General features: G+C 62.7%; 19 protein-coding genes. 14 read left to right on the plus strand and 5 right to left on the minus strand.

Going from position 1 to position 17,532, the window contains the following annotated elements; genetic code table 11:
- Positions 1-34 precede the first annotated feature (34 nt).
- A complete protein-coding gene (locus NKL04_RS15400; protein ID WP_023687272.1) occupies positions 35-196 on the minus strand; it encodes a hypothetical protein in 162 nt (53 codons plus the stop codon).
- Between NKL04_RS15400 and NKL04_RS15405 the strand changes: the two genes are divergently transcribed.
- The 9 genes from NKL04_RS15405 to NKL04_RS15445 all read left to right on the plus strand — a co-directional run bounded on the left by NKL04_RS15405 (position 195) and on the right by NKL04_RS15445 (position 8,687).
- Entirely contained in the window at positions 195-1,307 is a 1,113-nt protein-coding gene (locus tag NKL04_RS15405; RefSeq protein ID WP_023702166.1) for a pyridoxal phosphate-dependent aminotransferase, read from the plus strand. The two genes, NKL04_RS15400 and NKL04_RS15405, sit on opposite strands and share 2 nt — an antisense overlap.
- Before the next feature lie 159 nt (positions 1,308-1,466).
- A complete protein-coding gene (locus tag NKL04_RS15410; RefSeq protein ID WP_023702167.1) occupies positions 1,467-1,751 on the plus strand; it encodes an acylphosphatase in 285 nt (94 codons plus the stop codon).
- Between the two features lie 74 nt (positions 1,752-1,825).
- Positions 1,826-2,470: a TetR/AcrR family transcriptional regulator gene (locus NKL04_RS15415; protein ID WP_023702168.1), complete on the plus strand. Its 645-nt coding sequence runs from the start codon at positions 1,826-1,828 to the stop codon at positions 2,468-2,470.
- Positions 2,439-3,602 (plus strand): isovaleryl-CoA dehydrogenase, encoded by a 1,164-nt coding sequence (locus NKL04_RS15420; protein ID WP_023702169.1) that lies wholly within the window; start codon positions 2,439-2,441, stop codon positions 3,600-3,602. The genes NKL04_RS15415 and NKL04_RS15420 overlap by 32 nt, the downstream gene beginning before the upstream one ends.
- A gap of 1 nt (position 3,603) precedes the next feature.
- A complete protein-coding gene (locus tag NKL04_RS15425; RefSeq protein ID WP_023702170.1) occupies positions 3,604-5,211 on the plus strand; it encodes a carboxyl transferase domain-containing protein in 1,608 nt (535 codons plus the stop codon).
- 1 nt (position 5,212) lies between these two features.
- A complete protein-coding gene (locus tag NKL04_RS15430; RefSeq protein WP_023702171.1) occupies positions 5,213-5,743 on the plus strand; it encodes an O-acetyl-ADP-ribose deacetylase in 531 nt (176 codons plus the stop codon).
- Between the two features lie 120 nt (positions 5,744-5,863).
- Positions 5,864-6,238, plus strand: a complete 375-nt coding sequence (locus tag NKL04_RS15435; protein ID WP_023670207.1) for a hypothetical protein — start codon at positions 5,864-5,866, stop codon at positions 6,236-6,238.
- A gap of 45 nt (positions 6,239-6,283) precedes the next feature.
- Positions 6,284-6,661 (plus strand): hypothetical protein, encoded by a 378-nt coding sequence (locus NKL04_RS15440; protein WP_023702172.1) that lies wholly within the window; start codon positions 6,284-6,286, stop codon positions 6,659-6,661.
- A 49-nt stretch (positions 6,662-6,710) separates the two neighbouring features.
- On the plus strand, positions 6,711-8,687 hold the full coding sequence (locus NKL04_RS15445; protein ID WP_023702173.1) for an acetyl/propionyl/methylcrotonyl-CoA carboxylase subunit alpha: 1,977 nt from the start codon (positions 6,711-6,713) through the stop codon (positions 8,685-8,687).
- A gap of 49 nt (positions 8,688-8,736) precedes the next feature.
- Here NKL04_RS15445 and NKL04_RS15450 read toward each other — a convergent pair whose 3' ends face one another.
- Together NKL04_RS15450 and NKL04_RS15455 are read right to left on the minus strand one after the other, a co-directional pair.
- Entirely contained in the window at positions 8,737-9,858 is a 1,122-nt protein-coding gene (locus NKL04_RS15450; RefSeq protein ID WP_023670204.1) for an ABC transporter substrate-binding protein, read from the minus strand.
- A gap of 386 nt (positions 9,859-10,244) precedes the next feature.
- Positions 10,245-10,511 (minus strand): SEL1-like repeat protein, encoded by a 267-nt coding sequence (locus NKL04_RS15455; protein ID WP_006199745.1) that lies wholly within the window; start codon positions 10,509-10,511, stop codon positions 10,245-10,247.
- A 437-nt stretch (positions 10,512-10,948) separates the two neighbouring features.
- Here NKL04_RS15455 and NKL04_RS15460 point away from each other — a divergent pair, with 437 nt between their 5' ends.
- From NKL04_RS15460 to NKL04_RS15480, 5 genes are all read left to right on the plus strand, one after another.
- Positions 10,949-11,290 carry a DUF2147 domain-containing protein gene (locus tag NKL04_RS15460; RefSeq protein WP_023687258.1) on the plus strand — a complete coding sequence of 114 codons (342 nt, stop codon included), beginning with the start codon at positions 10,949-10,951 and terminating at the stop codon, positions 11,288-11,290.
- 226 nt (positions 11,291-11,516) lie between these two features.
- Positions 11,517-11,669 (plus strand): hypothetical protein, encoded by a 153-nt coding sequence (locus tag NKL04_RS15465; protein ID WP_023692826.1) that lies wholly within the window; start codon positions 11,517-11,519, stop codon positions 11,667-11,669.
- A gap of 39 nt (positions 11,670-11,708) precedes the next feature.
- Positions 11,709-11,903: a hypothetical protein gene (locus NKL04_RS15470; RefSeq protein ID WP_023702175.1), complete on the plus strand. Its 195-nt coding sequence runs from the start codon at positions 11,709-11,711 to the stop codon at positions 11,901-11,903.
- Positions 11,904-12,181: 278 nt separating this feature from the next.
- A complete protein-coding gene (locus NKL04_RS15475; RefSeq protein ID WP_023731828.1) occupies positions 12,182-13,642 on the plus strand; it encodes an AMP nucleosidase in 1,461 nt (486 codons plus the stop codon).
- Between the two features lie 152 nt (positions 13,643-13,794).
- A complete protein-coding gene (locus NKL04_RS15480) occupies positions 13,795-14,796 on the plus strand; it encodes an endonuclease/exonuclease/phosphatase family protein (protein WP_245262529.1) in 1,002 nt (333 codons plus the stop codon).
- 25 nt (positions 14,797-14,821) lie between these two features.
- Here the strand turns inward: NKL04_RS15480 and NKL04_RS15485 are convergent, their stop codons facing one another.
- On the minus strand, positions 14,822-15,568 hold the full coding sequence (locus tag NKL04_RS15485; RefSeq protein ID WP_348524273.1) for a DUF922 domain-containing protein: 747 nt from the start codon (positions 15,566-15,568) through the stop codon (positions 14,822-14,824).
- Complete coding sequence (locus tag NKL04_RS15490; protein ID WP_023687254.1) at positions 15,565-17,244, minus strand: electron transfer flavoprotein-ubiquinone oxidoreductase; 1,680 nt, start codon at positions 17,242-17,244, stop codon at positions 15,565-15,567. The genes NKL04_RS15485 and NKL04_RS15490 overlap by 4 nt, the downstream gene beginning before the upstream one ends.
- Positions 17,245-17,532 lie beyond the last annotated feature (288 nt).

Raw genomic sequence — 17,532 nt, forward strand, 5'->3', positions numbered from 1 at the left:
AAGCGCCCGTCGCCATTGGCTGCAGTGCTGGCCTTCAAAAGGGTTGCCGCCTACCGGCGGTCAGGTCGTAGAGCGTGGCCACCCGCGCCGATTTCATCACGGGCGTGATGGCCACTATTTCCAGCCGCGCCAGAACTTGCGCCGTCCTATTGGGCACGCTAGCAAGAAGGCCCATCTTCTCGTGAGCCTTTGCCATGCGCCAGCGCCCTGCCCTCACGCCGCTTGTCGGTGCACTTCCCTCGACGGTGCCGTTTGTCGGACCGGAAGCGCAGGAGCGCGAGCGCGGACGTGCTTTTCGCGCCCGCATCGGCGCCAATGAAAGCAGCTTCGGGCCTTCGCCGCGCGTTATCGCCCGTATGGAGCGCGTCGCGCGTGACCAGTGGATGTATTGCGATCCCGACAATTACGATCTGAAGCAGGCTGCGGCCCGCCATCTCGGCGTCGGCGCCGAAAACGTCGTGGTCGGCGAAGGCATAGACGGGCTGCTCAGCCTGGTGGCGCGCATGTATGTCGCGCCCGGCGACGCAGTGGTCACCTCGCTCGGCGCCTATCCGACCTTCAACTTCCACATTGCCGGCGTCGGCGGCCGGCTGGTCACGGTGCCTTACGAGAACGACAAGGAAAGCCTGGACGGCCTGCTCAAGGCAGTCATCAAGGAGAAGGCGTCGCTGGTCTATCTCTCCAATCCGGACAATCCGATGGGCAGCTGGTGGGAAGCAGGAGATATCACCCGCTTCGTCGAAGCGTTGCCGGAAACCACCATGCTGGTGCTCGACGAGGCCTATGGCGAATTGGGGCCGGCCTCGGCGCTGCCGCCGATCGATGTCGCGCGACCCAATGTCATCCGCATGCGCACCTTCTCCAAGGCATACGGGCTGGCCGGCATACGCTGCGGCTATGCGGTGGCGGAAGCCGAGGTGATCCGTGACTTCGAGAAGATCCGCAACCATTACGGCGTCAGCCGCATGGCGCAGATCGCCGGCGTCGAGGCGCTGGCCGACCAGGACTGGCTGCACAGCGTGGTGGCGCGAGTCGCTGCCGGCCGCACACGTATAGCCGGGATTGCGGAGACGAACGGGCTGAAGCCGCTGCCATCGGCGACCAATTTCGTCACCATCCACTGCGGCCAGGACGGCGCCTTCGCGCTGAAAGTGCTGCAAAACCTTTTGTCGCGCGACGTTTTCATCCGCAAGCCGATGGCGCCAAGGCTCGAACGTTGCATCCGGGTCGGCGTCGGCCTCGATCATGAACTCGACATCTTTGCCGAGGAACTGCCCGGCGCACTCGCCGCGGCGCGGGGAAACTAGCCCGGCCGATTGCCGTCGCGACACGGCCTCCCGACGCCGCCAAAGGCCAAGACAGAATCAGCCGGGTCCCCGGCTTCCGTCGATGCAACAACAATCCAACCGTTCAAGGCTGTTGCTTTCGTCCGATTCCGCGCCAGTTTCTGTGCATGGGAGGCAACGATGGATGACCGGCAAAGGGCAGTGCAGGCGCGTGTGCATGGCAAGGTGCAAGGCGTCGGCTACCGGCTGTGGGCCCGGCGCGAAGCGATAGGGCTTGGCCTCGTAGGCTGGGTGCGCAATGAACGAGATGGCACGGTGACGACCTCGATTGCCGGGGCCGATGCTGCGGTTTCGACAATGATCGAACGGCTGCGGCAAGGACCAACGGGATCCTCGGTTTCGAAGGTCGAGACCGAGGAATTCGAAGTCCTCGACGCGCCCGTCGACTTTCGGATCATCGCATAGACGGCACGATTTTTGTTGCCCACTTGAATTAATTGAACGTTCGTTTTATTCTTGCTTCATTCAGGGAGGCGATCATGGCGCGCACCACGGGATCCGACGGCGAAAAGACTGAAGCGGCCGTCCGCGAGGCAGCGGTCAGCCTGATCGCCCGCTTCGGCTACGAGGCAATGTCGATGCGGCAGCTTGCCGCCGAGGTCGGCGTCCAGGCCGCCGCTCTCTACCGCTATTTTCCGACCAAGGAAGACCTGCTGTTCACGCTGATGCGCGAACATATGGAAGGGCTGATCGAAGCGTGGGACGCCGCACGCCCCGACGCTGCCGATCCGGCAATGCGGCTTGCCGCCTATGTCGAAAACCACATCGCTTTCCACATCGAGCGCCGCCACTCCACCCATGTCTCGAATATGGAATTGCGCAGCCTGTCGCATGACCGGCTGACGCAGATCCTGCGCATGCGCACCGCCTATGAGAAGGAGTTGCGCGCCATCCTGCGCGACGGCGCGGAGGCCGGCGCCTTCAGTGTCGATGACACCGGGCTCACTGCCATGGCCCTGATCCAGATGATGACCGGCGTCATCGTCTGGTTCCGGCCGGGCGAGCGGCTGTCGATGGCTGAAGTCACGGCGACATATCTTTCAATGACAATGCGCCTGGTTGGCGCGAAGATCGAAATCGGGGAGGAACGGCATGTACACGAACACACTCAGCTTCGGGCATGACGAGGACATCGAGGCGCTACGCGATCTGGTGCGCCGCTTTGCCCAGGAGAAAATAGCGCCGATCGCCGCCGAGATCGACCGCAGCAATCAATTCCCCACGCATCTGTGGAAAGAGCTCGGCGCGCTCGGCCTTCTCGGCATCACCGCCGATCCCGATTTCGGCGGCAGCGGCATGGGCTATCTTGCCCACGTCATTGCGGTGGAAGAGATTTCGCGCGCCTCGGGCTCGGTTGGTCTCTCCTACGGCGCCCATTCGAACCTCTGCGTCAACCAAATCAACCGCTGGGCGACGCCGGCGCAGAAGGAGAAATTCCTGCCAACATTGTGCTCGGGCGAAAGGGCAGGTGCGCTGGCCATGTCGGAATCGGGCGCCGGCTCCGACGTCGTCTCGCTCAAGCTGCGCGCCGAAAAGCGCAACGACCGCTATGTGCTCAACGGCTCGAAAATGTGGATCACCAACGGCCCCGACGCCGAAACGCTGGTGGTCTACGCCAAGACCGATCCGGAGCGGAAATCGCGCGGCATCACCGCCTTCATCGTCGAAAAGACCATGGCCGGCTTCTCGGCATCGCCAAAGCTCGACAAGCTCGGCATGCGCGGCTCCAACACCGGCGAACTGGTGTTCGACAATGTCGAGGTGCCCTATGACAATGTGCTGCATGAGGAGGGCCGCGGCGTCGAGGTCCTGATGTCGGGCCTCGACTACGAGCGCACCGTGCTCGCCGGCGGCCCGCTCGGGCTCATGGCGGCCTGTCTCGACGTGGCGATCCCCTATGTGCATGAGCGCAAGCAGTTCGGCCAGCCGATCGGCGAGTTCCAGCTCGTGCAGGGCAAACTTGCCGACATGTATTCGACGATGAACGCCGCGCGCGCTTACGTTTATGCTGTCGCGGCTGCCTGCGATCGCGGCCAGACGACACGCAAGGATGCCGCTGGGTGCGTGCTGTTTGCCGCCGAAAAAGCGACGCTGATGGCGCTCGACGCCATCCAGCTGCTTGGCGGCAACGGCTATACCAACGAGTATCCGACCGGCCGGCTGTTGCGCGACGCCAAGCTCTACGAGATCGGCGCCGGCACCAGTGAGATTCGCCGCTGGCTGATCGGACGCGAGATCATGGCGGAGGGGGTTTAGCATGGCCGTACTCCAGACCCAGATCTCGCCCTCCTCCGAAACCTACCTCGCCAATGCCGAGCGCATGCGGGCGCTGGTTGCCGACATTGCGGACAAGGCGGCAACCGTCGAGCGCGGTGGCTCGGAGGAGGCGCGCGAGCGTCATGTTTCGCGCGGCAAGCTGTTGCCGCGCGAGCGGCTGGCGCAGTTGCTCGACACCGGCTCGCCTTTCCTCGAGATCGGCCAGTTCGCGGCATGGTCCATGTATGGCGAGGAGATTTCCTCGGCCGGCCTCATCGCCGGCGTCGGCCGTGTCGAAGGCACCGAGGTGATGGTCGTGGTCAACGACGCCACGGTGAAGGGCGGCACCTATTATCCGCTCACGGTGAAGAAGCATTTGCGCGCGCAGGAGATCGCGCTGCAAAACAATCTGCCTTGCGTCTATCTGGTCGACAGCGGCGGCGCCAACCTGCCCAACCAGGACGAGGTGTTTCCCGACCGCGAGCATTTCGGCCGCATCTTCTACAACCAGGCCAACATGTCGGCGGCCGGCATTCCGCAGATCGCCTGCGTCATGGGCTCATGTACTGCGGGCGGCGCCTATGTGCCGGCAATGTCGGACGAGACGATCATGGTGCGCAACCAGGCGACCATTTTTCTCGGCGGCCCGCCTCTGGTGAAGGCGGCTACGGGCGAAGATGTCAGCGCCGAGGAGCTTGGCGGCGCCGACGTGCACACCAGGCTGTCCGGTGTCGCCGACCACTATGCGCTGGACGACGAACATGCGCTGGCCATCTGCCGGCGCATCGTCAAAAACCTCAACCGGCGCAAGACTGTAAGCTTGACCTTACAGAAACCCATGCCGCCGCTTCATGACGCGCAGGAACTCTACGGCATCGTGCCGACGGATCTGCGCCAGCCCTATGATGTGCGCGAGGTGATCGCGCGCGTCGTCGACGGCTCCGATTTCGACGAGTTCAAGCAGAATTACGGCACCACGCTGGTCACCGGCTTTGCCCATCTTCAGGGCATGCCGGTCGGCATCATCGCCAACAATGGCGTGCTGTTTTCCGAAAGTGCTGTGAAGGGCGCGCATTTCATCGAACTGTGCTGCCAGCGCAAGATCCCGCTGATCTTCCTGCAGAACATCACCGGCTTCATGGTCGGGCGAAAGTACGAGGCCGGCGGCATCGCCAAGGACGGCGCCAAGCTGGTGATGGCGGTTGCCACCGCCAAGGTGCCGAAGGTGACGATGATCATCGGCGGGTCGTTCGGCGCCGGCAATTACGGCATGTGCGGCCGCGCCTACTCGCCGCGCTTCCTGTGGATGTGGCCGAACGCGCGCATTTCGGTGATGGGCGGCGAACAGGCGGCGACCGTGCTGGCGGTGGTCAAGCGCGAGGGCATCGAGCGCAAGGGCGGTGAGTGGAGCGCGGACGAGGAAGCGAAATTCAAGAAGCCGATCCTGATGAAATACGAGCATGAGGGCCACCCGCTCTACTCCTCGGCGCGGCTATGGGACGACGGCATCATCGACCCGGCGAAAACGCGCGAGGTGCTGGCGCTCAGCCTGTCGGCCGCGCTCAACGCCGGAATCGAGGAAACGAAGTTCGGCGTGTTCAGGATGTAGGATGAGCAAGTTCGGCGAACGGATACATGTCCACACCGGCGACATCACCAGGCTTGCGGTCGATGCCATCGTCAACGCCGCCAATTCCTCGCTGCTGGGCGGCGGCGGCGTCGACGGCGCCATTCACCGCGCCGCCGGCCCGGAGCTCGAATTAGAATGCCGGATGCTGAACGGCTGCAATGTCGGCGAAGCAAAGCTTACCAAGGGCTATCACCTGCCGGCACGTTACATCATCCACACGGTCGGACCTGTCTGGCAAGGCGGCGGCAAAGGCGAAGCCGGGCTGCTCGCCTCCTGCTATATCAGGTCGCTCGAAATCGCCGCCGCCAGGGATTGCCGGACTGTGGCATTTCCGGCGATCTCCACCGGCATCTACCGTTATCCGAAAAATGAGGCGACGCAGATTGCCGTTGGCATCGCAGGTACCTTCGTCGGACAGAACTCAACGCCCGAAACAGTTATTTTCTGCTGCTTCGACGAGCCAACAGCTCAACTATACCGACAAGCCGTTGCTGCCATTGGAGGATGCTAGTCTGCATGGATAAGATGGTTCATCCACCTACGCAAAAGCAATTTTCGGTGAGCAGGCTGGCGGTACTGGAGAATAGACGCTATTGTTCATCCCGCATTGGGCAACGGGGATGGGGTAAAGATGAGGCCGAAATATTCGGGAAAAACGACTGCGTCGGTACTTGCAGTCTTGCTTATATTTGCGGTACCCGGAGTTGGCGCCGCGGCATCGCTGGCGGGAAGCAAAGGCGACATCCATTTCTATCCGTATTTGCCGAAAAGCCCGAAAGACCAGTGCACCATGGCTTACAACGCCTATGTGGCCGCCGGCGGCCATTCGGCCTATGCGACCACGCCCTATGCCCGGATCCGTTCGTTGTACATCATCTGCGGCTCGGGCTTGAATGCACCGTCACAGAAGGCTGCCGAAGAACGGGCGATGAAATCCTGCGAGTCTGCCCGCAGCCATTACAAGGTCATTACAGGGGCTGGCTGCGAAGTTGCGGCATCGAAGTAGGCCGACAAGCATCGGCTTGGGCATTTTTCAAATGGGCGGCGCAAGATGAAATCGGCACGCATCAAACGAATTACTGTATCGATGCTTGCCGGCCTGCTCGTATTTACGGCACCCGGTATCGGGGCGGCTGGATCGCTGGCGGGCAGCAAGGGAGACACCCGATTTTGGCCTCCGTTGTCACTGAATCCAAAGGAGCCCTGCACGAAGTCGTACAACGCCTATGTCGCGGCGAGTGGCCACTCGGCCTACGCGACCACATTCTACTCGCGCGTCGACGATCTTTACATCATCTGCGGTGCGCGGCTGAACGCGCCATCTCAGAAGGCCGCGGAAGAGTTGGCGTTGCGAAGCTGTCAGGTTGGCCTGAAAAAGTGGAAGGTTCAGACCGCGAGCGGCGGCTGCAAAATCGCGGCTTCGAAATAGGCTCATTCCTGCCAGACCGGCGCCGCCCGAGACAAACTCTGGAGGCTCCATGTTCGCCAAGATCCTGATCGCCAATCGCGGCGAGATCGCCTGCCGGGTGATACGCACGGCCAGGAAGATGGGAGTGCGCACCGTTGCCGTCTATTCCGACGCGGACGCCAAGGCCCTGCATGTCAAAATGGCCGACGAGGCAGTGAGTATCGGTGCCTCGCCGGTCGGCGAAAGCTATCTGCGCGGCGACAAGATTGTTGCGGCGGCGCTGGCGACCGGCGCCGAAGCAATTCACCCCGGGTACGGCTTCCTCTCGGAAAACCCCGATTTCGTCGACCTGGTGGTGGCGGCGGGGCTCACATTCATCGGCCCGTCGGCCGCCTCGATCCGCGCCATGGGGCTGAAGGATGCGGCCAAGCGGCTGATGGAAAAGGCCGGCGTGCCGGTGGTGCCGGGCTATCATGGCGAGGCGCAGGAGATCGTGCTGCTGGCGTCCAAGGCGCGTGAGATCGGCTATCCCGTGCTGATCAAGGCGCGCGCCGGCGGCGGCGGCAAGGGCATGCGCTGCGTCGAACATCCCGAAGATTTTTCGGAAGCGCTGTCAGGCGCACGGCGCGAGGCCAAGGCCGCGTTCGGCGACGATCGCGTGCTGGTCGAAAAATACGTCGACAAGCCGCGCCACATCGAGGTCCAGGTGTTCGGCGACAATTTTGGCAATGCCGTGCATCTCTACGAGCGCGACTGCTCGGCGCAGCGCCGCCACCAAAAGGTGATCGAGGAAGCGCCGGCGCCCGGCATGACGCTGGCGCTGCGCGAGGCGATGACGGAAGCGGCGGTCAAGGCCGCCAAGGCGATCAGCTATTCCGGCGCCGGCACCATCGAATTCATCGTCGATGCCTCGCAAGGGCTGAAGGCCGACCGCTTCTGGTTCATGGAAATGAACACCCGCCTGCAGGTCGAGCATCCCGTCACCGAAATGGTCACCGGCACCGACCTGGTCGAGTGGCAGTTGCGGGTAGCCGCCGGCGAAAAGCTGCCGAAGACGCAGAGCGAAATCACGCTTTCCGGCCACGCCTTCGAGGCGCGCATCTATGCCGAGGACGCGGCGAAAGGGTTTCTGCCGGCGACCGGCACGCTGCATCACCTGGCGTTTCCCGACAACGCGCCCGAAGGCGCCAGCATGCGCATCGAGACCGGCGTGCGGGCCGGCGATGCGATCTCGCCCTTCTACGATCCGATGATCGCCAAGCTGGTCGTCCACGCCAAGGACAGGCAGGCGGCACTCGATGCGCTCGGGACTGCGTTGTCGCAGACCGAGATTGCCGGCTCGACCGTCAACACCGCGTTTCTCGCGGCACTTGCCGCGGACGCCGATTTTTCGGCCGGTGATGTCGATACCGGCCTGATCGGCAGGCATCAGGAAGCGCTGACCGCCGTCGCCCTGCCGAGCAGCGAGATCGTTGCCGCGGCGGCCCTTGCCGCGGCGGGCGCCGGTGCCTTGCCGCCGTCGAACGATCCGTGGTCGTCGCTTGCCGGCTATGCGCATTTCCACAGCGTTGCGCGCCGCACGCGCCTGCGCCATGGCGAGGACGATATACTGGCGCGTGTTTCAGTGCGGCCGGACGGGCGCTTCGAGGTGGCGCTGGACGCGCCCTATGACAGCGTCAATTCGCATGATCTTCGCGCCGCCCCTCGCCTTGCCCGCTGGCCAGGCCACGTCACCGTCTTCGAAGGCGCGGTCGGCTACAGTTTCTTCGTCCCGGATCCGCTGGCGCGCACCGACGAGGCGGCCGCCGCTTCCGGCAGCCTGCGCGCGCCGATGCCAGGCGTGGTCAAGCTGGTGCGCGCGGCAAAGGGCGAAAGGGTGATCAAGGGCCAGCCGCTGTTGATCCTGGAAGCGATGAAGATGGAGCACACGATCGCGGCCAGCCATGACGGCGTGATCGCGGAAATCGCCACAGAGGGCGCGCAGGTCACCGACGGAACGGTGCTGGTGCGCTTCGTTGAAGAGGCTGCAAGCCGGCTGGAGGCTTGAACAAAAATGGCCGGGACAAGCCCGGCCATTTCCATGAGTACGCGGCCGCTTACTGCGCGATCGGTGCGTATTTGCCGTCGTGCCACTGGTTGATGTCGTAGCTGGCGTTCTTCAGATCGCCCTTCTCGTCGAAGGTCACGTCGCCGACCACGGTGCTGAACGGCGTGCCGTTCTTCAGCGCTTCGGCTACCTTGACCGGATCGTCCGTTCCGGCGCGCTTGACGCCCTCTGCAAACGCCTGAACGACGGCGTAGGAGAACAGCGTAAAGCCTTCCGGCACGAAGCCGCCCGCCTTGATCTTGGCGATGGCCTCCTTGGCTTCCGGCTTGGCCTGCGGGTCCGACGGGAAGACGAACAGGGTGCCTTCACCGGCGGGGCCGGCGACCTGCCAGAATTCCGGCGAGGCGATCGAGTCCGGCATGATCAGCTGGAACTTGACGCTCTGCTCGGCCGACTGACGCAGGATAAGCCCGGCTTCCGGGTGATAGCCGCCGAAATAGACAACGTCGGCCTTGAGGTCCTTCAGCTTGGTGACGAGAGCCGAATAATCCTTCTCGCCGGCATTGATGCCTTCATAGTCGATCTCCTTGAGGCCACCGGCATTCATCGTCGCCTTCACGGCATCGGCAACGCCCTGACCGTAGGCGCTCTTGTCATGCAGGATAACGACATTCTTGCCGGCATATTTCTTGGCGATCCACGGGCCAATGAAGGCGCCCTGCGCATCGTCACGCGTATAGAGACGCATGATCGTCGGCCAGCCGGCCTTGGCGGCGGCATCGGTCAGCTCGGGATTTGAAGAGGCCGGGCTCATCATCAGCGCGCCGGCCTCGGCGTAGACGGCGGAAGCCGGGATGCTCGAACCTGAACAGGCATGGCCGTCAATAAACTTGACGCTGTTGGCAACGATCCGGTTGGCCACCGAAACCGCCTGCTTGGGATCGCACTGGTCGTCCTCGATGTCGAGCTTGATCATCGAGCCGTTGACACCGCCGGCGGCGTTGATCGCGTCGGCGGCTGCCGTTGCGCCCTGCTTGAACTGGTCGCCGATCGTGGCGAGCTGTCCGGTCATCGGGCCGACCACCGAAATGGTGATGTCATCGGCAAAGGCAACCGGCGCGCTCATCATCAGGCCAAATACGGCCGCGCTCAAAATACCCATTTTTTTCATGGTGATAGAACTCCTCCCACACTCGCGCAGCCGCTCTGGCCGCGCTTCTTTCCGAAGGCGGGACAATTTCATCCTTCATTGGGCCTGTCTAGGCGCATCGGCGCCGCTCGATTGGGCCTCATCAACGCAAAAAGCCACGCCAGCCTGTTCCGGCCGGTCGTGGCTTTTTGCTCGTAGCAGTCCCCATGCGCCCCCGCGCCACGAAAACCTGCCCGCCGTCCCCATTGTGCACGACTGGACCGTGCCGGCCTGCCGCGTTCTTGTTCTTTCATGGTCGGCCGTCTTGTCGCGGCCTTGTCGTTTCACCGGTTCCGACCGTCTTTGCGGTCTTGATCCCGGGGCTTCCCTGTTTTCGATAATCTGCCTGCGATAATCTGCTCGCGATCTCAGTGCATCGTCATCCATTCGCGGGCTTCGCGCAGCGCCTTGGCGATCTCGACCTTGGACATTGCGGCCGACAGTTCCGAGCGCAGTTCCGCGGCGCGGACCGAGCCCTTGATGGCGGCGATGTTGAACCATTTGTGGGCGGCAACGACATCGGTCTCGCAATCGCGGCCGGTCGCATACATCATGCCCAGTTCGAAAAGAATGTCGGCCTGGGCAGTTGCCCCCATGGCGCCGAAGCCGGCTTCAAGCATTTCAAAACGTGCCATTTTAGTCCCCTGTCTGGCTCCCGAGAGCGGGCCTGTTCTGTCCCCCGGTGTTCCCTGGGGAGCCGCTCTTTCGATGCTTCCGAGAATGAGGCCGAGCCTTGAATCCGTCGTTAAATGGCGTGCTTAATTTGGAGAAAACAAAGCTAAAACAAGAGGTAAACGCGGAAATTCGTTAAGGATACAAAGTCAGCAATCCCGCCGTTTCTCGACCGATTTGACGAAAATTTGCAAGGCGCCGATCAACACTCTGCTAACCACGCGAACCAAAGCCAACGCCTCGATCGTTTCATTTCCACGGGCTGCACTCTCCCGACCCTGCATGAAAATTGCGAAACCTTCCGTCGCGGTACGCTTTTGTTTTGCCAGGAGCTGGATTAGCTTACGTTTGCGTAAGGGGCAGAGAGGCGGCTGCCCCATCTAAACCAGGGAGGACAGATATGTTTCGCAAAGTGAGCTTGGCCCTGGCGGCCGCCGTGATGATGGCTGGTGCGGCTTGGGCCGATCCGATCGAAGGCAATTGGAAGACACAAGCCGGCGACACAGCAGTTATCGGCGGCAGCGGTTCATTCTCCATCACCCTGAAGACCGGCAAATATGCCGGGAAGACCATCGGTTCGCTCAAGGCGGCCGGGGCCAACAAATATGCCGGCAACATCACCGATCCGGCAAACGACAAGACCTATTCGGGCAAGGCAACACTGTCGGGCACCTCGCTCAAAATGAGCGGCTGCGTGCTCGGCGGGCTGATCTGCAAGAGCCAGACCTGGCACAAGCTCTGATCTTGCTGCTTTGAGTTGACCAACGGGGCCTTCACAGGCCCCGTTTTCTTTTGCAGGACGGTCCGCGCCATAGCGACGACCGTGCCGTTTGCGGCGGCGCAAACCCGAACCGACGCTCTCTCTAAGACCTCGTCAATCACTTTGAACCGCAGATGAACGTCGGCATCAGCGCCGGTTCAGTCGCATCAGGGCATTTTGATGGCGTGTTCAAGGAGACACTACGCAAATGCTCGCTCGCCGCTTCACCATCGTCTGCCTGTTGATGAGCCTGTTCGGGATGCTCTTCGCCATCCTCGTGGCCGAAGCCGGCCGCCCGGCCCGTTCCTGGGATGCAGCCAGTTCCTGCCAATTCGATTGCATGAACCATTTTCGCCCCTGAGACGACAAAGACATAGATCCAAACAGAAAAGCAAAAGCCATGAACCGCATCGCCATCAACGCCCTCCAGACCCTTCGGCTCCTGCCGCGGGCGGCGCTCGTCCTGGTCGTGCTGTCGGCGCCGGTCCTGGTCATGCCGATGATGCGGGCCAATGCCGACACGACGATCGACGCGCCGGCGACGAAGAAGCATGGCGTCGGCTTTGTCTTGCTGGTCAGTCTGCAGCGCGGGTAAGGTGTGCCGGTATTAAGGTGATGCCGGCCTGCAAGTGGCGGCCTTTGGTGCTCACATACTTCGAGTACGCTCCACTCCGGTTCTCGAAGCCAACCAGTTTGGTCGCTTCGCGCCCGTCTTCGACTCCGGCTCAGCCTTACCTGAATCTCAGCACACCTTGGGCGTGGACGAATAAATCGACCACTTGGCGGCCATCCTCCCCTCCCAAGTGCGGCCTCAAGTCTCTATATTGAGCCATGGAAAAGCGAATCTACCCACAAGCTATCGAATCGGTCGTCATGCCGGAGCCTTTCGGCAAGCAGAGCTTTGACGACGCCAAAAAGGCCGTGGCCGCCTTGCAGGTGCTCTACGACCGCAACACCAAGTTTCTGCGCGACTCCTTTGCCACGCTTGCCGCCGGCGGCGACGAAAGCAAGCGCTACCGCGCCTTCTACCCGGAGATCGGCGTCACCACCAATTCGTTCACCCAGATCGACTCGCGCCAGGCCTACGGCCACATGCCGACCCCCGGGCATTTCTCGACCACCATCACCCAGCCGGTGCTGTTCGAACGCTATCTCGTAGAGCAGCTTCGCCTGATCATGCGCAATCACGGCGTGCCGGTAACGGTTTCGGAATCGACCACGCCGATCCCGCTGCATTTCGCGTTCCTTGAAGGAACCCATGTCGATGGCGCCGCCGCCGACCGCATCAAACGGCCGATCCGCGACCTGTTCGACGTGCCGGATCTCGACGGCACCGACGACCAGATCGCCAACGGCACCTTCGAGGTCGCGTTCGGCGAACCAAGGCCGCTGGCGCCGTTCACGGCGCAGCGCATCGACTATTCGCTGCACCGCATGACGCACTACACGGCGACCAGCCCGCAGCATTTCCAGAACTTCGTGCTGTTCACCAACTACCAGTTCTACATCGACGAGTTCGTCGCCCGCGCGCGGGCTCAGATGGCTGAAGGCGGCCACGGCTATACCGAATTCGTCGAACCGGGCAATGTCATCACCAAGGCAGGGCAAAACGCACCCAGCGAAGGCGTGGCGGCGCCGCGCCTGCCTCAGATGCCAGCCTATCATCTGAAGAAGCCGAACCATGGCGGCATCACCATGGTCAACATCGGCGTCGGCCCGTCCAACGCCAAGACGATCACCGACCATGTCGCGGTGCTGCGGCCACATGCATGGCTGATGCTCGGCCATTGCGCCGGCCTGCGCAACACTCAGGCGCTGGGCGACTATGTGCTGGCGCATGCCTATGTCCGGGAAGACCATGTGCTGGACGATGACCTGCCGGTGTGGGTGCCGATACCGCCGCTGGCCGAGATCCAAGTGGCGCTGCAGGAGGCGGTCGCCGAAGTCACCGGACTTTCCGGCTACGATCTCAAGCGCATCATGCGCACCGGCACCGTCGCCACCATCGACAACCGCAACTGGGAACTGCGCGACCAGCGCGGACCGGTGCAGCGGCTGTCGCAGTCGCGCGCCATCGCGCTCGATATGGAATCGGCCACGATCGCCGCCAATGGCTTCCGCTTCCGCGTGCCCTACGGCACGCTGCTTTGCGTCTCCGACAAGCCGCTGCATGGCGAGTTGAAGCTGCCCGGCATGGCGACCGAATTCTACAAGCGGCAAGTGGCGCAGCATCTGACCATCGGCATCAAGGCGATGGAGAAGCTGGCGGAAATGCCGATGGAACGGTTGCATTCGCGCAAGCTGAGAAGCTTTTCGGAGACGGCCTTTCAGTAGACCGGCTTGCCGTAAATGTTTGCCGCGAGGCGTTTCGTCATCTTGATTGGGCCGCATTTCAGCCGATAAAGGCCTGATACCTCGGCAATGTATTACCCGGTCTATGGGCAAAACCCGGTCTGATGGCACGCGTGCGAAAGATGATGGCTTCAATGGCGTTCCTGGCAATGCTCGGCCTCTCGGCCGCGCTTGTAGCCGGGTTCTTTGGCGCACTGCATCCGGCCTTCGATTCCTTCGCCCATTTCCGCATCCATTTTGCCGTGCTGATGGGGCTGATTGCGCTGCCGCTGCTCGCCACCTCGTTTCGCCTGCAGGCGGGCGTGGGCCTGCTGCTGGCCGTGGCCGCCTTCGCCAGCACGTTGAGCACCTTGCCGCGCCTGTGGCCGGTGCAGGCCGCCAATGACGCCGCGCCCGGCAACGAACCGGTCTACCGGCTGCTGCAGATGAACCTGCGTTTCAACAATCCGACACCCAAGAAGGTTCTTTCGCTGATCGCCAGGACCAACCCGGACGTGATCACGCTCGACGAAGTATCGGCCATGTGGGCGACCGAACTCGGCTATATCGAGAACGCCTATCCCTATCGCATCCTGTGCGCCCATCCCGACGGCGTGTGGGGCGTGGCGCTTTTGTCCCGGCGACCCTTTGCGGCCGGCACCGAGCCGCATTGCGAACCGCGCGGCGCGATGGCGGCCGCCACCGTCGATTTCGGCGGCACTCCGGTCGATGTCGCGGCGATCCATTTGAGCTGGCCGTGGCCGAAGGAACAATACTGGCAGATCGGCGAGTTGACCGAGACGCTCACCTCGCTCGGCGAGACGGCGATCATGGCCGGCGACTGCAATGCCGTGCCGTGGAGCGCCGCGGTACGGCGCGTTGCCTCGCTCGGCGGACTGACCGTGATGCCGTCGGCCGGACCGACCTGGATCCACCGGACCCTGCCCGATTTCCTGCGGCGCTATGTGGGCCTGCCGATCGACCAGGTGTTTTCGAAGGGCGGGGTGACCATCCTGTCGTCGACGCAGATGGAAGAGACCGGCTCCGACCATCTGCCGGTGATGGTGGAATTTTCATTGATGCGCGACGAGACCAAGCCGGTCGACGAGGATTCTACCGCGACTGTGTCGCTGACCCAGCCCAGCATGGGCGGCTAGATCGTACGCCACGGGGCTTACGGTTTCACAAGCCTACCAAGGCCTCGATGATGCGCTCGACATGGCCGCCTTCACTGTGCTCGCGCGCGTCGAACGCGATCTGTTTTGCCTCATAGAGCTTGGAAGTGGCTTGCAAGCGCCGCGTGGCTTCGACGCGCGTTTTGTTGCATTGCGGATCGTTGGCAAATTTCAGGCCGCGAACCGACCGCTCGGCAGCCTGCATCATCTGCCCGGCGATACGGCCATGGGTTCCTTCATGAGCGAGAACGCCTGTGAAAAACCGGTTCCAGCGTTTGCGCAGCGCCGGCGTGACGGCCGAGGCGACGCGCGGGTAGGTGTAGGCGATGTTGAGCGTTCCATTGGCCTGGCGCAGGCGGCAGACGCCGTTGACCTGACCCACGTCCAGGCTCCAGTCGGCGGTGTAGCTTGTCTGCGCGATGGCGTGGGTCATGAAACCGTGCTTGGGGCCCCTGCGGTTCATGGCGATAACCAGACCGGCACCTGTCATGCCGGTGATGTCATAGGTTCGCGTCTTGACGACGGTTTTCACCCCCGCCGACGCCGTCCCGACGACGCCGCAGGCCGCGCTTATGACGGCGACGCAAAACAAGACCAACACGCGCATGCCATTTTCCCCATGGACGCGGCAATGAGACCACAAGCAGACGACGGTTTCAACAATCTTTGGCGCCGAGCGCCTTACATGCATTGGTAAACCCGGCCATCGCCGCCATTTTTGCTGGTTGAGACGGCCCCGGTCGGTGAGGCTCACATGCTCTGATAGACCGGGCCTTCGCCGCCTTGTGGCGGCATCCAGTTGATGTTCTGGTTGGGATCCTTGATGTCGCAGGTCTTGCAGTGCACGCAGTTCTGCGCGTTGATGACGAAGCGCACATCCTTGGCAGACGGATCGGCGGCGGCGTTGCCGTCCTTGTCGACCCATTCGTAAACACCGGCCGGGCAATAGCGGGTCGAAGGCCCGGCAAAGACATCATGCTCGGAACGCTTCTGCAACTCCATGTCGCCGACGATGAGATGCACCGGCTCGTTTTCCTCGTGATTGGTGTTGGACAGGAACACCGAGGACAGGCGGTCGAAGGTCAGCACGCCGTCCGCTTTGGGATAGGCGATCTTCTTGTGCTTGGCCGCGGGCTCAAGCGTGGCATAATCGGCCTTGCCATGTTTCAGCGTGCCGAAGGGCGAGAAGCCGAACAGCGTGTTCAGCCACATGTCGAGACCACCGAGGCCGACGCCGATAATGGTGCCGAAGCGCGACCAGAGCGGCTTGACGTTGCGGACCTTCTTCAAATCCTTGCCGATATCGGTCGCGCGCCAGGCGTCCTCATAAGAAGACAGCTCGTCATTGGCGCGGCCGGCGCCGATCGCTTGCGCGACATGCTCGGCCGCCAGCATGCCGGACAGCACCGCATTGTGCGAACCCTTGATGCGCGGCACGTTGACGAAGCCCGCCGCACACCCCATCAGCACGCCGCCGGGGAAGGAGAGTTTCGGCACCGACTGCCAGCCGCCTTCGGTAATGGCGCGCGCGCCGTAGCCGATGCGCTTGGCGCCCTCGAAGGTGCGCGATATCGCCGGATGCGTCTTGAAGCGCTGGAATTCCTCGAAGGGCGACAGCCAGGGGTTCTTGTAGTTGAGATGCAGGACGAAGCCGACCGCGACCTGGTTATCCTCGAGGTGGTAGAGGAAGGAGCCGCCGCCTGTCTTCAGGTCGAGCGGCCAGCCGAAGGAGTGCTGCACCAGGCCCGGCCGGTGGTTCTCGGGCTTGACCTGCCACAGCTCCTTGAGGCCGATGCCGTACTTGCCGGGCTCACGGCCGTCGGACAGTTTGTATTTTGCGATCAGCTGCTTGGACAGCGAACCGCGCGCGCCCTCGCCGATCAGCACGTATTTGCCCATCAGCGCCATGCCCGGCGCAAAGCCCGGGCCATGTGTGCCGTCTTTTTCGACGCCCATGTCGCCGGTGACGACGCCCGTGACCGCGCCGGCATCGTTGTAGACGAGGCTGGCGGCAGCAAAGCCCGGATAGATTTCGACGCCTAGCGCTTCAGCCTTGGTTGCCAGCCAGCGGCAGACATTGCCGAGCGAGACGATGTAGTTGCCGTGATTGTTCATCAGCGGCGGCATCAGGATATTGGGCAGACGGAACGAGCCGGCGGGGCCGAGCACCAGGAAATCGTCGGCCGTAACCGGCGTCTTGAAGGGGTGGCCATCTTCCTCGCGCCAGCCCGGCAACAGGCGGTCGATGCCTATGGGATCGACGACGGCGCCTGACAGAATGTGGGCACCAACCTCGCCGCCCTTTTCCAACACCACGACGGAAAGCTCGGGATTGACCTGCTTGAGACGGATCGCTGCGGCAAGGCCCGCCGGGCCGGCCCCGACGATGACCACGTCGAATTCCATGCTCTCGCGTTCGATCTCGCTCATCAACCCCTCCGCTCTGGCCAACCGTTTCCGGCATTTTGCTGGCTCCTGCGCTGCATAGCGCATCAATCCGCGACAGGAAACCGGCGCTGACGTGACAATGCCGATTTCGACAAAAAGTCGCGGATGACAACTCTGCCGCAAGCGTTTGCGCGCGGCCGCGCTCAGCGTCCCATATTTTAATTGTTCGACGGCTCTCTTATCGGCCATACTTATTTCCATGCGCACGCCGTCCGGCTATTCATTGACGCGCTTCCCCCTTCCGCCCGGCCGGACCTGCCGAGCGATCCT

Source organism: Mesorhizobium sp. C264A (assembly GCF_040324515.1).
Lineage (GTDB): Bacteria > Pseudomonadota > Alphaproteobacteria > Rhizobiales > Rhizobiaceae > Mesorhizobium.